Below are 13,865 nucleotides of genomic sequence, written 5' to 3'. Positions count from 1 at the left end.
TAGGCACGATCAAGGCTTGGCCGAAAGCTTTGATTTGGTGCAGATATGACCTGAATTTGAGCCGGAGCTTTATCCGTGACAGCATCTCGCGCCATCCGTGCCCTGCGCGGCCGCCTGCTCTGGTTCGTCGGCGATACCGACACGGCTGGGGATGCCGCGCACGCTTACGTCGAGGATGGCCTGCTCGTTGTGGAGGAGGGGCTGATCCGGGCGGCAGGCGAGGCGAGCGCTCTGCTACCGACCTTGCCGGAAACGGCCGAGATCATCGATCACCGCCCGCATCTGATCATGCCGGGCTTCATCGACGCCCATATCCATATGCCCCAGACTCAGGTGGTCGCCTCCTATGGCGCGCAGCTGATGGACTGGCTCAGCAAATACACATTCGTGGAGGAGCAGAAGCTCGGCCAGCAGGGCCATGCCGAAAAGCTCTCAGTCTTCCTGCTCGACGAACTGCTCGCCAGCGGCACCACCACCGCTGCCGTCTATTGTTCGGTTCACCGGCAGTCTGCCGAGGCGTTCTTCGCGGAATCCGACCGCCGCAACACCCGCATGATCGCCGGCAAGGTCATGATGGACCGCAACGCCCCCGAGGCGCTGACCGATACCGCCGAGAGCGGCTATGCCGACAGCAAGGCGCTGATCCAGCGCTGGCACGGCAAGGGCCGCCAGCTTTACGCAATCACCCCGCGCTTCGTGGTGACCTCGACGCCGGATCAACTGGCTGCGGCCGGCGAACTCACGGCCGAATTCCGGGACTGCCACGTCCAGACCCATATCAACGAGAACCGCGGCGAGATCGCGCTGGCGCGCGAACTCTACCCGGATTCCGAGGACTATGCCGGCATCTATGCCGATTACGGGCTGCTCGGCCCGCGGAGCCTGATGGGCCACTGCATCCACATGACCAAGCGTGAATGGCGGGCCTTCGCGGAGGCCGGAGCGGTCGCTGTGTTCTGCCCGACGTCGAACCTCTTCCTCGGCTCGGGGCTGTTCGACTGGGCGCGGGCGAAGCGGGAAGGCGTGCGCGTCGCGGTTGCGACCGATATCGGCGGCGGCACCTCCTATTCGATGCTGCGCACCATGGCGGAAGCCTACAAGGTCCTGCAACTGCAGGGCCAGTCGCTTTCCGCCTTCGCAGCGCTCCACGCTATCACGCGCGGCAATGCGGTGGCGCTGGGATTGGATCACCTGATCGGCTCGTTCGAGCCGGGGCGCGAGGCGGATGTCGTGGTGCTCGACACCTCGGCGACGCGGGCGATGGCGCACCGCATGGAGACGGTGCGCGATCTCGCCGAGGAGCTGTTCGTGCTGGTCACGCTCGGCGACGAGCGCAACGTGGCCGCAACCTATGTAATGGGCGAGCGGGCGGCGCCCGCCGGGTGATGTTCAACAAAAAAGAAAAGTGTTGAACATGCGGTCGGCGAGATAACGCGTCAGGGGCCGCCAGCCTGAAATCGATCAAGGACCGCAGGCAGGCGGCATTCCTGATCGATGTCCTGGCGCGCGATCGTTCCGACGAACTGCGTGAAGCCTATCGGGACGCCTTGTCGCGTGGCCCGCGCTGGCGCGAGCGGCTCGGATCAGCCGCCGCGCGGATCGCGGGTCTGAAGGAGCGGCTCGACGCCTTGTGAGCCGCTCCCGAAAGGCTCAGCCGAGCTTGCCACCCTTGCGGGCGAAGTCGAGATAGAGCTCGCGCAGGCGCAGCGCCACGGGGCCCGGTGCGCCATTATGGATGCTGTGGCCGTCGATCGAGACGATCGGCATCACGAAGGCGGTCGCCGAGGTCGTGAAAGCTTCTTCTGCGTCGAGCGCTTCGTCGAGCGTGAAGGTGCGCTCCTCGAAGGCGAAGCCGGTCTCTTCGAGATAGGCCAGCACGGCCTTGCGGGTGATGCCCGGCAGCACCTTGTGCGAGAGCGGCCGCGAAACCAGCGTCTTGTTCTTGACGATCCAGGCTGTCGAGGACGCGCCCTCCGTCACCACGCCGTCCTCGACCAGCCAGGCTTCGCCCGCGCCGCTCTCGGCTGCGAACTGCTTGGCCAGCACGGGGGCGAGCAGGTTGACGCTCTTGATGTCGCGGCGGCCCCAGCGGATGTCGGGGCAGGAGACGACCTTGATGCCGGTCTTGGCGCTGGGGGAGTCGCAGAGGTTGCGTGCCTGGGTGAACATCACCAGCGTCGGCTTGATGCCGGCCGGGAACGCGAACTCGCGGTCCGAAGCGCCGCGGCTGACCTGAAGGTAGATGCCACCCTCGTCGAGTTCGTTGCGCGTGATCAACTCCTCGTGGATCGCGACGAGTTCGGCGCGCGACCAGGGCAGCTCGAGGCGGATTTCCCCGCAGGAGCGCTCGAGCCGGGCCAGATGGGCCTCGCAGTCGACGAGCTTGCCGCCGATGACCGCGGACACCTCGTAAATGCCGTCGCCGAAGATGAAGCCGCGGTCGAAAACAGAAATCTTGGCGTCTTCCTCAGGGAGATAGGCGCCATTGACATAGACGATGCGGCTCATGGATGTGCTCTTGCGCAATGGGGGCTGGAAGGCTGGATAGCGGCATCTTCCTAGCCGAGCCCGCGGCGTGATGCGAGCGTCAAAGCCGGCTTGCAGATCGGCATTGCGCGCAACACTGTGCCACGGCCTTTCGCACAAGGAATCAGCCGTGACCGCCCAGCCCGACCGCATGCCTGTGATCACCGATGCCGAGCAGACGCCCGAGCAGCGCGCCGCCGCACAGACCTTCAGGACATTGCGCGACGACCAGCCGATCTTCGGGCCCTTCGTGCCGCTGCATCGCAGCCCCGACCTGATGTTGCGGCTGGCGCCTGTCGGCGATTTCATGCGCAAGGAGCTGGTGTTCGGTGTCCGGCTGGCGGAGATCGCGATCCTGTTCACCGCGCGTCGCTACGACCAGCCGGTCGAGTGGGCGATCCATAGCCAGATTGCGGCCAAGGCCGGCCTGCCGGCCCATGTCATCGCGGCGCTGAGCGAGGATCGCCGCCCTGCCGACATGACCGATGACGAGGCGCTGATCTGGAACGCGGTGGCTGAGATCGACCGCTCAAAGCGCCTCAGCGATGTGACCTACGCCGCGATGACGGCCCGCTTCGGCGAAAAGGGCGTCGTCGAACTCGCCGCGCTGATGGGCTACTATCAGCTGCTGGCCACGGTCATGAACTGCGCCCGTACGCAGGCGCCGGAAGGCCCCGAGCTGCCGCCGGTACGGTAGCGCTCAGGTCAACCACCCCATTACTGTCATCCCGGACAAGCGGTGCAGCCGCGCCGATCCAGGATCCATTCCGGAGCGCATGTCGATCAAGTTCAGGAATGGATCCCGGATCTTCGCTTCGCTGCGCCCGGGATGACAGCGCCCTCGCGCCTCGCAGTCGGCTTCTCACCCCTTCGCGGCAGCCGCGAGCAGCCGCCGCGTGTAATCCTCCCGCGGAGCGGCAAAGATCTCAGGCGTCGGTCCCTCCTCGACCACGCGACCATCCTTCATCACCATGATCCAGTCGGCCATGGCGTGAACCACGGCGAGGTCGTGGCTGATGAAGAGGTAGGAGAGGTCGTGCTGCGCCTGCAGGTCCCGCAGCAGCGCCACGATGCTCTTCTGCACGGTCCGGTCCAGCGCCGAGGTCGGCTCATCGAGCACCACCAGCGCCGGGTGCAGGATCATGGCCCGCGCGATCGCGACGCGCTGTCGCTGGCCGCCTGAGAACTCGTGGGGGTAGCGGTTGCGCAAGGCGGGATCGAGCGAGACCTCCAGCAGCGCCTCCGCGACACGCGCATCGCGTTCGGCGCGCGTCAGGTGCGGGGCATGGACCAGCAGCCCTTCGCCGACGATCTCGCCGATGGTCAGACGGGGCGAGAGCGAGCCGAACGGATCCTGGAACACCGCCTGGAGGCTCTTGCGCAGGGGGCGCATCGCGGCGCGGTCGAGCGGGCCGAGCATGCGGTCCTCGAAGCGCACCAGCCCGGCCGACGGCACCAGCTTCAGTACGGCCTTGCCGAGCGTCGACTTGCCCGAGCCGGATTCGCCGACGATGCCGATCGTCTGGCCGCGCCGGAGCGTCAGGTCGACGCCGTCGACGGCATGGAGCAGCGCGTATTGGCGCTTGAGGAAGCCCCGGCTCAACTCGTAACTGACCCGGAGATCTTTGGCCTCCAGCAGCACCGGCGCATCGCTGGCCGGCGGAGCTTTGTGCCCCTCCGGCTCGGCCGCCAGCAGCAGGCGCGTATACGGGTGCGCGGCCCGTGAAAACAGCGCTGCGGTCTCGCCGCTTTCTACGATTCTGCCTCCTTGCATCACATGGACGCGCTGCGCATAGGCGCGCACCAGCCGCAGGTCGTGGCTGATCAGGATCACGGCCATGCCGAGCCGCTGGCGCAGTTCTGCCAGCAGCCCCAGGATTTCGGCCTCGATGGTGACGTCGAGGGCTGTCGTCGGCTCGTCGGCGATCAGGATGTCGGGATCGTTGGCGAGCGCCATCGCGATCATCACGCGCTGGCGCTGACCGCCTGAGAGCTCGTGCGGATAGGCGTCGAGCCGGGTTTCCGGCCGCGCGATCCTTACCATTTCCAGCAGTTCCAGTGCCCGCGCCCGCGCCGCCTTGCGGGAGAGCCCCTGATGCCGGCGCAAGGGAGCCGCGATCTGCGCTGCGATCGTGAACAGCGGATCGAGCGAGGTCATAGGCTCCTGAAAAATCATCGCGAGTTTCTTGCCGCGATAGGCGTTGAGCGTGCCGGGCGGCAGCCCGAGAAGCTCGGCACCGCGAAAGCGGACCGAGCCGCTCGCCTCGCCATTCCCGGCGAGCAGGCCCATCAGCGCCATCACGCTCTGGCTCTTGCCGGAGCCGGATTCGCCGACGATGGCGACGAACTCGCCCGCCGCTATGTCGAGATCGATCCCCCGCACGGCCTCGACCATGCCGTCATTGGTCCGGAACCGGACATGGAGGTCGCGGACGCTCAGCAGCGGTCGGTCGCGCGTCACCTCAACACTCCCGGGGATCGAGCGCATCGCGCAGGCCGTCGCCCAGGAAGTTCAGCGCAAACAGCGTCGTCACCAGGAAGGCGGCGGGGAAGGCGAGCAGCCACCAGGCGCCCTCGATGGCACGCGCGCCGTCCGCGATCAGCACGCCCCAACTCGTCATCGGCTCCTGCACGCCTAGCCCCAGGAACGACAGGAAACTCTCGAGCAGGATCACCTTCGGGACCAGCAGCGTGACATAGACGATGACCGGCCCCAGCGTGTTGGGGATGATGTGCCGGAGCAGGACGGCCCGGGTGGGGACGCCTAGCGCCTCGGCCGCCAGCACATAGTCCTGACGCCGGATCGAGAGGGTTTGCCCGCGCACAATCCGGGCCATGTCGAGCCATTCGATCGCGCCGACCGCCAGGAACATCAGCACGAAGTTGCGACCGAAGAAGACCACCAGCAGGATCACGAAGAAGATGAATGGCAGGGCATAAAGCACGTCGACGACGCGCATCATCAGCATGTCGATGCGGCCGCCGAGATAGCCCGCTGTCGCGCCGTAGACCACGCCGATCACCAGCGCGACGCCGGTCGCCAGCAGGCCGATAGCGAGCGAGACGCGGCCCGCGATGAGCGTGCGCGTGAGCAGATCGCGGCCATTGCCATCGGTGCCGAAGACGAAGCGCAGGCGCTTGAGCGGCACCTCGACGACGATGCGGCGGCCCTCCTGCTCGCTGCCGGTGAGTTGCGCCGGTCCGAACTGGTCGGAGCGTTCGAAATAGACCAGCAGGCGCGGGTCGATCGGCCTTGCGGCTGCGAGCGTCAGGCGGACGCGGTCGCGCTCGACCGCGACGTCGTCGGCCGTGGCGCGGATGCGGGCGGCAATGCGCCGGACGGCTTCGGGAATGGCGTCCGCGCGCGGATGCGCCTCGAGGCTCGCGGGCGCACGGACATAGTCGGGATAGACGCGGTCGTAAGCGTGTCCGGTCAGCCAGGGGCCGACCAGGCAGGCCAGCGCCATCACGGCCAGAACGATCAGGCTGGCCATCGCGGCGCGGTTGCGTCGCAGCCGGATGCGTCCGTCTTGCCAGAGCGAGCGGCAGACCAGCGGCGGCGGGAGTTCTATCACGTCGCTCATGGCGTCAGTCCAGCCGGACGCGTGGGTCGAGCAGCGCATAGAGCACGTCGACGACGAGATTGAACGCCAGCACGAAGACGGCGACGACGACGACGGTGCCCATCACCAGCGTGTAGTCGCGGTTCAACGCGCCCTCGACGAAATATCGGCCGATGCCGGGGATACCAAAAATCGTCTCGACGACGACGGAGCCCGTCAGCAGGGCTGCCGCCGCCGGCCCGAGATAGGACACGATCGGCAGGGCAGAGGCTCGCAGCGCATGGATGCCGATGGTCCAGCCGGAGAGCCCTTGCGCCCGGAGCGTCCGAATATGGTTGGCGCGCAATGTCTCGATCATGCTGGCGCGTGTCATCCGCGCGATCACGGCGATCTGCGGCAGTGCCAGCGTCACGATCGGCAGGATGGTGTTGCGCATGGCGCCGCCATTCCAGCCGCCGACGGGCAGCCAGGCCAGCGTCAGGCCGAATACAATCTGCAGCAGCGGCGCCACTACGAAGGTCGGGATCGTGATCCCGACCGTGGCGAGCCCCATAACGGCATGGTCGGCATTCTGGTTCTGGCGGAAGGCCGCCCAGATGCCCAGCGGCCCGCCCACCAGCAACGCAACCGCCAGCGCGGAGGCGCCGAGCCGCATCGAAACCGGCAGCCCCTGAGCCAAGAGCTCGCCGATCGAGAAGTCGCGGAAGAAGAAGGACGGTCCGAAATCGCCGCGCAGCAACGCGCCGAGATAGGTCAGGTATTGGGCGTGCAGAGGCCGGTCGAGTTGGTAGATCCGGCGCAAATTCTCCATCACCTTGGCGTCGAGCGGGTGCTCGAGATCGAACGGCCCGCCCGGCGCGAGACGCATCAGCAGGAAGGACAAGGTGATCACGACGAAAAGCGTCGGCAGCGCGGTCAGCAACCGGCGCAGGATGAAGGGGATCATCGCACGCGTTGTCCACCTCGCATCACTGCGAGCGAAGCAAAGCAATCCAGAGAGGCGTAGAGCGCTACGATGCTGGATTGCTTCGCTTCGCTCGCGATGACGGCAAGCGCTTTCCTCAAGGCTTCAAGCTCAAAAACCGTGTCGGGATCGCGCCGCGCAGGTTCTGTTCGAAGCCCACAAGCTTGGGCGAGACCAGGTTCTTGGTCGAATAGTACATGATCGGGATCCAGGGCATGTCGGTGGCCAGGATCGCATCGGCCTCGCGCAGGATCGCGGCGCGCTTGGCGAGGTCGACCTCGTCGGCCCCGAGCTTCACCAGCGCGTCGAATTGCGGGTTGTTGTACTTGCCCGAGTTGAAACCGGTATTGTCGCTCTGGAACAGGAACAGGAAGTTCTGCGGGTCCGAATAGTCGCCGATCCAGCCATAGCGGGCGACGTCGAAATCGCCGCCATCGCGAAGATGGGCGAAATGCGTCTTGCCGTCGGTGTTGATGAAGGAGGTCTCGACGCCGATCGCCTTCCACTGCTCGGCAACGGCGATCATGGTGCGGCGGTTATTGTCGGTCGTGTTGTAGCGCAGCTCCAGCCGCAGCGGCACGCCGACGCCATAGCCTGCCGCCGCCATCAGGCGCTTGGCCTCGTCTTCCCGGTCGAGCGGGGAGGCCGCCTTGAAATCCGCTTCGGCACGCTCGCCATAATTGCCGATATTGGGCGGGATCACGCCATAGGCCGGCAGCATCGTGCCCGCCCAGATTTCGTCGGCGATGAATTCCCGGTCGATGACCAGAGCCAGCGCCCGGCGGATGCGGACATCGTCGAACGGCGGCTTCGACGAGTTGATGAGCAGGAAGTACGTGCCGAGATAGGGCGCGACCCGAACCTGGTTGCCGAGCTTTTCGCGGAGCTGCTTGATCTGGTCGGCCGGAACGTCGGTCGTCAGGTGGAGCTCGCCGGCCTGGAAGCGGCGCGCGGCTGCGGCGAGGTCCGACGCCGGATAGTAGATCACGGTGTCGATCTTGACGCCGGCCACATCATGGAAGGCGGGGTTCCTGTCGAGGCGGATATGCGAGTTCGGTACGAACTCCTTCAGCACATAGGCGCCGTTGGAGACCCAGTTGTCCGGCTTGACGAAATCCTTGCCGAACTTCGCAACCGACGCGGGATGCACCGGCAGCCCGGTCTGGTGGGTCAGAAGCTCCAGGAAATACGGGGTTGGCCGCTCCAGCACGATATCGAGATGGTGGTCGTCCCGGGCCGCGACGCCCAAGTCCTCCAGCTTCGCGCCCGCCGAGGCCTTGTTGATCTTCTCGGCATTGAGGATCGGGTAGAGGATGTTTGCGTATTTCGCGCCGGTCTCGGGGTCGACCATGCGGCGCAGCGAAAACACGAAGTCCGAGGCCCTGACCGGGTCGCCATTCGACCATTTCGCATTGGCCCGCAGTGTGAAGCTGTAGGTCTTGCCGTCGGGGCTCATCGTCCAGCTCTCGGCGACGCCGGGGATGACCTCACCCTTCATCGAGTGGATCACGAGGCCCTCGCAGAGGTCTCGCAGGAGATGCGCCTCGGAGACTGTCGAGGTCTTGTGCGGGTCGAGCGTCTCGGGGTCGCCATCATTGCCGCGGTGGAACACGACATTCTGCGCCAGCGCCGGCGCGGCCTGCGAAAGCGCCACCAGGGCGGCGAGAGCGAATGGTGCGGAGCGGCGCGTGATGTCGAGCATGAGAGCCTCCCTTCGCGAACAGGACTCGTTTGTGGCGAGGCCTGATGGCGAAGAGTAGAGCCCGGCTGTCAGCGCATGCCAAGGTAGAAAAATGGTCTGCAGACAGCCAATTTCGCAGGGTCGGCTGTCAGCAGGCGGCGGCAGGCCTCAGGCCTTTGCGGCCCGTTCCTGCGCTTCCACTACGGCCAGCGCGGTCATGTTGACGACGCCGCGTGCCGTGACCGAGCCCGTCAGGATATGGGCCGGCTTGGCGGCGCCGATCAGGATCGGACCGACCGGCAGCGCATCCGCCAGCACCTTGGCGAACTGATAGGCGATGTTGGCCGCGTCGAGGTTCGGGAAGATCAGGACATTGGCCACCCCCTTGAGACGCGACGAGGGCAGCACGCGCTCGCGCACCATGGCGAGCAGCGCGGTATCGGCCTCCATCTCGCCATCGCATTCGAGTTCGGGCGCACGCTCGCGGATCAGGCCGAGCGCCTTGCGCATCTTCAGTGCGGAGGGCGTGTCGGAGGCGCCGAAATCTGAATGCGAGAGCAGGGCGATCTTGGGCTCGATGCCGAAGCGCGCGACATGGCTGGCGGCGAGCACCGTCATGTCGGCGATCTCCTCGGCGGTCGGGTCCGGCTTCACATGGGTGTCGGCCAGGAAGAACGCGCCCTTGTTGGTGATGATCAGCGTCATCGCGGAGATGTCGCAGACACCCGGCTGCAGGCCGATGATGTCCTTGATGTGCCGCAGCCGCGAGAGGTAGCGCCCTTCGAGCCCGGTGATCATGGCGTCGGCCTCGCCGCGCGCCAGCGCTAGCGCCGCGATAACCGTGTTGTTGGTGCGTACCAGCGCGCGTGCGGCCTCTGGCGTGATGCCGCGACGGCCGGCGATGTCGAGATAGGTCTGGACGTAGTCGCGATAGCGCGGATCGTCCTCGGGGTTGATCAGCTCAAAATCCTTGCCGGGCCGGATAGACAGGCCGAAGCGTTCGACACGGGTCTGGATCACGCTGGGGCGGCCGATCAGGATCGGGATTGCCAGCCCTTCCTCGATCGCGACCTGGGCGGCGCGGAGCACGCGCTCATCCTCGCCCTCGGCATAGATCACGCGCTTGGGATCGGCCTTCGCCTGGGCGAAGAGCGGCTTCATGATAAAGCCCGAGCGGAACACGAAGCGCGACAGGTCCTCGCGATAGGCCTCGATATCCTCGAGCGGCTTGCGGGCGACGCCGGTCGCCATCGCGGCCTCAGCCACCGCCGGCGCGATCCGCAGGATCAGGCGCGGGTCGAACGGATTGGGGATCAGCGAATTCGCCCCGAAGGTCGAGGCCTCGCCGCCATAGGCGCGCGCCGCGATATCCGAGGTCGCCTCGCGTGCCAGCGCCGCGATGGCGCGCACGGCGGCGAGCTTCATCGCCTCGTTGATCGTTGTCGCCTGCACATCGAGCGCGCCCCGGAAGATGTAGGGGAAGCACAGGACGTTGTTGACCTGGTTGGGATAGTCCGAGCGTCCGGTGCAGATCATTGCGTCGGGGCGTGCCGCCAGCGCATCCTCCGGCGTGATCTCGGGATTCGGGTTGGCCAAGGCCAGGATCAGCGGCTTCTGCGCCATCGCCTTGGCCATCTCGGGCTTCAGCACGCCGGCGGCGGAGAGGCCTAGGAAGACGTCGGCCCCGGGGATGACCTCGGCCAGCGTGCGCGCATCCGTCTCCTGAGCGTAAACTTCCTTCCAGCGGTCCATCAGGGTGTTGCGGCCCTTGTGGACCACGCCCTCAAGATCCGTGACCCAGATGTTGGCGCGCTTGGCGCCAAGCTCGACCAGCAGGTTGAGGCAGGCGAGTGCCGCGGCGCCGGCGCCGGACACGACGATCTTGACCTCGCCGATATGCTTGCCCGCGAGGTCGAGCCCGTTCAGGATCGCGGCCGAGACGATGATCGCAGTGCCGTGCTGGTCGTCATGGAAGACCGGGATGTTCATCCGGGCCTTGAGCTGCTCCTCGATCTCGAAGCATTCGGGACCCTTGATGTCCTCGAGATTGATGCCGCCGAAGGTTGGCTCGAGCGCTGCGACGACCTCGACGAACTTCTCGATGTTCTTTTGCTCGACCTCGATGTCGAAGCAGTCGATTCCGGCGAATTTCTTGAAGAGGACCGCCTTGCCCTCCATCACGGGCTTGGACGCGAGCGGCCCGATATCGCCGAGTCCGAGAACGGCCGTGCCGTTGGTGATGACGGCGACCAGGTTCTGGCGCGAGGTCAATTCGGCGGCCTGGGAGGGATCGTCGACGATCGCCTCGCAGGCGGCGGCGACGCCGGGCGAATAGGCGAGGGCGAGATCGCGCTGGTTCCCGAGCGGCTTGGTCGCCTGGATCTCGATCTTACCGGGCTTGGGAAGGCGGTGGTAGACGAGCGCGCCCGAGCGGAGATCGGCTGACAAGGTGCTCTTCATCGTGGTGTATCTCCGGGCCGGCCGTCGCGATCAGATGCCAAGTGAGCGAGGTCGCGCGGAATGAGCCGCGGCGTCAAGCATCGACAAGGCAACAATCCTGCGCCCAAGGCGACAAAGATGCGATGTCGCGGATGGGCTGCAGGCAGATCGGGGCCGGCAATGGTTCAGCGAAACATGGTTAGCGAAGTGATAAGACGTCTCAGGAAGTCTCTGTAGCGAATTGAAACGATTCAACTTCCCTGGTTGAATCGATAGATGAGGCAGGCCGGGCGCGCTGCACCTCGCGAGCAAGGCTCGCGTCGGGTGAAACGCGAACTGCTTTCAGAACGCCTTGAAGGTGATGATGGTGTGGGTGTCGGCGATCTCCGGGATCGACTGCACCTTCTGCGCGACGAAATGGCCGATATCGACATCCGCCGCGACATGGAATTTCGCCAGGATGTCGTAGTTTCCGGCCGTCGAGTAGATCTCGGATGCGATCTCGCGGTCGGCGAGTTCGCTGGCGACCTCGTAGGTCTTGCCGAGCTTGCATTTGATCTCGACGAAGAAGGTCTGCATCGCGCGCTCCGATAATCCAGGGCCTTGAAATCCGAGCCTCTGGATAGCCGCTCGTGCGGGAAGATCAAGCGCCGGCGAGTTCGGCGAGCCTGCGACTCATCGCGCTGTCGGGGTCGGGCAGCTCCGCGAGCACGGTGAAGTGGTTCGCGCCGGCGATCTCGCCATAGCGGGTCTTCACCCCCTCGAGTCCCCAGACGTCGGCGATGCGGCGGCTCTGCTTGTGATACTCGTCGCTCTCGGCCCCGCCGACGACTGCGTCCATCAGCAACCCGGATGGCGCGGGCCAGAACAATGGGCTCTCGCGCTCGGCAGCCTCCATGTCGAGCTTGAGCGCGCCGTTGATGCTGGTCTCGGTCAACGGCTTGAGGTTGTAGAGCCCGGAAATGCCGTAGGCGGCGGGAACCAGCTGGTCGGGCAGGTCAGGGTCGACATTCTTCCAGTCGGTGGCGAGCAGGCAGGCCGCGAGATGTCCGCCGGCCGAATGTCCGCTGGCGACCACGGGGAGGGCGTAGCGCCGCCAGATCGCAGCGGCCGCCTGCTGCATCTCCCATACGATATGGCCGAGATGCACCTGCGGGCAAAGGTCGTAGCCGACGACCGCGACAGGCACGCCGAGCCGGTTCAGGCCGCGCGCCATATGCGAGAAGAAGGAGCGGTCGAGCGCCTGCCAGTATCCGCCATGGATGAACATGACGATCGCATTGCCGGTGGCGGTCTCCGGTTTGAACAGGTCGTAGCGCTGGCGTTCGCTCTCGCCATAGGAGATGCCGAGCTCGCAGACGGCTTCCGCGCGATAGGCTTCCGCATCGCTGGCCCAGCCTGCGATGATGCCGGGATGCTCGGGCACGCGGGCCCGGTTGTTGTATTCGGTTTCGTAGTCCGGTGACATTCCTGGCTCTGCTCTGCAGCTTGATCCGAACGGGCGAAGGCCTCTTGCATGACAGGCCCGGCGGCTCCGCGCCACTGCTTTTGACAGGCCGGGGCTCAAGCGCCACAAGGCGGTGCGCCAAGTGCAGAGCCAGTCGAAGCCCGGAGAGATCGCCATGGAAAACCCCGTCCTCGCCGAGATCACACGCGGCAATACCGTCGAGTCCCGCCATCGCGGCGCGGCGATTGTCGTCGATGCCGATGGCAAGGTCGTGTTCGAGGTCGGCGACGTCGAGCGGCCGGTGTTTCCGCGCTCCGCCGTGAAGGCTATCCAGGCCCTGCCGCTGTTCGAGAGCGGCGCGGCCGACAAATACGGTTTCACGGAGGCCGAGATCGCGCTGGCGGTCTCCTCGCATTCGGGCGAGCCGCTCCACGCCGAAACCTCGCTGAGGATGCTGAGAAAGGCCGGCCGCGATGCCGGCTGCCTGGAATGCGGCGTGCAATGGCCGATGAACGAGGCCGCCGCCCGCACTATCGCGAGGTCCGGCGCCGAGCCGAGCGCCCTCAACAACAACTGCTCGGGCAAGCATGCCGGCTTCGTCTGCCTGTCCTGCGCGCTGGACGAGGATCCAGCCGGCTACGTCAAGCCTGGCCACGCCGTACAGCAGGCCGTGCGGGCGGCGCTGGAAGAGGTGACGGGTGCACGGCATTCGGCCGATCACATGGGCACGGATGGCTGTTCGATCCCGAGCTATGCCGTGCCGCTGAAGGCGCTGGCGCTCGGCTTCGCCCGCATCGGTACCGGCCATGGGCTCGAGCCAGAACGCGCAAAGGCTGCGGCCCGCATTCGCAAGGCCGTCGCCGCCAACCCCTTCATGGTGGCGGGCACCGGGCGCTTCGATACCCGCGCCATGGAGTTGTTGCGCGAGCGCATCTTCACCAAGACCGGCGCGGAGGGCGTCTATTGCGGCGCAATTCCGGAACTGGGCTACGGCATCGCCCTGAAATGCGATGACGGGGCCGGGCGCGCGGCCGAGGTCGTGATGGCCGAGATGCTGCGCCGCTTCCTGCCGATGGACGACGCGACCGCAACGGCGTTCGCACCATTGCGCGAGACGGTGCTGAAGAACTGGAACGGCATCGAGGTTGGGCGCGTCCAGGCGGCGGCGTTCTGAGGCCTTTTTCGATCGGACTGAATCGTCATTGCGAGCGTCAGCGAAGCAATCCGAAGCAATCCAGGGGGCGG

At 66.0% G+C, this 13,865-nt stretch carries 11 protein-coding genes and 1 pseudogene; 4 read left to right on the top strand and 8 right to left on the bottom strand.

From position 1 onward, the window contains the following. Window positions 1–75: 75 nt before the first annotated feature. Window positions 76–1,386, top strand: coding sequence for a guanine deaminase (gene guaD, locus AC1D2L_RS04285; protein WP_476844561.1), 1,311 nt, complete (start codon window positions 76–78; stop codon window positions 1,384–1,386). Between the two features lie 62 nt (window positions 1,387–1,448). Beyond that, window positions 1,449–1,634 (top strand): annotated as a pseudogene (locus AC1D2L_RS04280) (nucleotidyltransferase family protein); the annotation flags it as partial. Between the two features lie 16 nt (window positions 1,635–1,650). Here the strand turns inward: AC1D2L_RS04280 and AC1D2L_RS04275 are convergent. Further along, window positions 1,651–2,508, bottom strand: a complete 858-nt coding sequence (locus tag AC1D2L_RS04275) for a D-amino-acid transaminase (RefSeq protein ID WP_476844560.1) — start codon at window positions 2,506–2,508, stop codon at window positions 1,651–1,653. A gap of 148 nt (window positions 2,509–2,656) precedes the next feature. On the opposite strand from AC1D2L_RS04275, the gene AC1D2L_RS04270 reads away from it, so the two are divergent. Next, complete coding sequence (locus tag AC1D2L_RS04270) at window positions 2,657–3,223, top strand: carboxymuconolactone decarboxylase family protein (RefSeq protein WP_476844559.1); 567 nt, start codon at window positions 2,657–2,659, stop codon at window positions 3,221–3,223. Window positions 3,224–3,388: 165 nt separating this feature from the next. On the opposite strand, the gene AC1D2L_RS04265 is transcribed toward AC1D2L_RS04270, so the two are convergent. The 7 genes from AC1D2L_RS04265 to AC1D2L_RS04235 form a co-directional block, all read right to left on the bottom strand. After that, the gene (locus tag AC1D2L_RS04265; RefSeq protein WP_476844558.1) at window positions 3,389–5,014 is read right to left on the bottom strand and encodes an ABC transporter ATP-binding protein; all 1,626 of its coding nucleotides are present in this window, start codon (window positions 5,012–5,014) and stop codon (window positions 3,389–3,391) included. Further along, window positions 4,989–6,110, bottom strand: coding sequence for an ABC transporter permease (locus tag AC1D2L_RS04260; protein WP_476844557.1), 1,122 nt, complete (start codon window positions 6,108–6,110; stop codon window positions 4,989–4,991). The genes AC1D2L_RS04265 and AC1D2L_RS04260 overlap by 26 nt, the downstream gene beginning before the upstream one ends. A 4-nt stretch (window positions 6,111–6,114) precedes the next feature. Continuing rightward, window positions 6,115–7,035, bottom strand: coding sequence for an ABC transporter permease subunit (locus tag AC1D2L_RS04255; RefSeq protein WP_476844556.1), 921 nt, complete (start codon window positions 7,033–7,035; stop codon window positions 6,115–6,117). Between the two features lie 115 nt (window positions 7,036–7,150). Beyond that, complete coding sequence (locus AC1D2L_RS04250) at window positions 7,151–8,755, bottom strand: peptide ABC transporter substrate-binding protein (RefSeq protein WP_476844555.1); 1,605 nt, start codon at window positions 8,753–8,755, stop codon at window positions 7,151–7,153. A 147-nt stretch (window positions 8,756–8,902) separates the two neighbouring features. Continuing rightward, a complete protein-coding gene (locus AC1D2L_RS04245; RefSeq protein WP_476844554.1) occupies window positions 8,903–11,194 on the bottom strand; it encodes an NADP-dependent malic enzyme in 2,292 nt (763 codons plus the stop codon). Between the two features lie 321 nt (window positions 11,195–11,515). Continuing rightward, window positions 11,516–11,752 carry an Lrp/AsnC ligand binding domain-containing protein gene (locus AC1D2L_RS04240; RefSeq protein ID WP_038361355.1) on the bottom strand — a complete coding sequence of 79 codons (237 nt, stop codon included), beginning with the start codon at window positions 11,750–11,752 and terminating at the stop codon, window positions 11,516–11,518. A 64-nt stretch (window positions 11,753–11,816) separates the two neighbouring features. Beyond that, window positions 11,817–12,641: an alpha/beta hydrolase gene (locus tag AC1D2L_RS04235; protein WP_476844553.1), complete on the bottom strand. Its 825-nt coding sequence runs from the start codon at window positions 12,639–12,641 to the stop codon at window positions 11,817–11,819. A 154-nt stretch (window positions 12,642–12,795) separates the two neighbouring features. On the opposite strand from AC1D2L_RS04235, the gene AC1D2L_RS04230 reads away from it, so the two are divergent. Beyond that, window positions 12,796–13,794 carry an asparaginase gene (locus tag AC1D2L_RS04230; protein ID WP_476844552.1) on the top strand — a complete coding sequence of 333 codons (999 nt, stop codon included), beginning with the start codon at window positions 12,796–12,798 and terminating at the stop codon, window positions 13,792–13,794. Window positions 13,795–13,865 lie beyond the last annotated feature (71 nt).

This window comes from Allobosea sp. P1_B10 (assembly GCF_056406735.1).
This window is presented reverse-complemented; position numbering and strand designations above follow the sequence as displayed.

Bases quoted from the DNA above. Each gene is read 5' to 3' on its own strand.
- AC1D2L_RS04240 (WP_038361355.1), bottom strand. From the start codon at position 11,752: ATGCAGACCTTCTTCGTCGAGATCAAATGCAAGCTCGGCAAGACCTAC.
- AC1D2L_RS04255 (WP_476844556.1), bottom strand. From the start codon at position 7,035: ATGATCCCCTTCATCCTGCGCCGGTTGCTGACCGCGCTGCCGACGCTT.
- AC1D2L_RS04230 (WP_476844552.1), top strand. From the start codon at position 12,796: ATGGAAAACCCCGTCCTCGCCGAGATCACACGCGGCAATACCGTCGAG.
- AC1D2L_RS04260 (WP_476844557.1), bottom strand. From the start codon at position 6,110: ATGAGCGACGTGATAGAACTCCCGCCGCCGCTGGTCTGCCGCTCGCTC.
- AC1D2L_RS04250 (WP_476844555.1), bottom strand. From the start codon at position 8,755: ATGCTCGACATCACGCGCCGCTCCGCACCATTCGCTCTCGCCGCCCTG.
- AC1D2L_RS04235 (WP_476844553.1), bottom strand. From the start codon at position 12,641: ATGTCACCGGACTACGAAACCGAATACAACAACCGGGCCCGCGTGCCC.
- AC1D2L_RS04245 (WP_476844554.1), bottom strand. From the start codon at position 11,194: ATGAAGAGCACCTTGTCAGCCGATCTCCGCTCGGGCGCGCTCGTCTAC.
- AC1D2L_RS04275 (WP_476844560.1), bottom strand. From the start codon at position 2,508: ATGAGCCGCATCGTCTATGTCAATGGCGCCTATCTCCCTGAGGAAGAC.
- AC1D2L_RS04265 (WP_476844558.1), bottom strand. From the start codon at position 5,014: ATGCGCTCGATCCCCGGGAGTGTTGAGGTGACGCGCGACCGACCGCTG.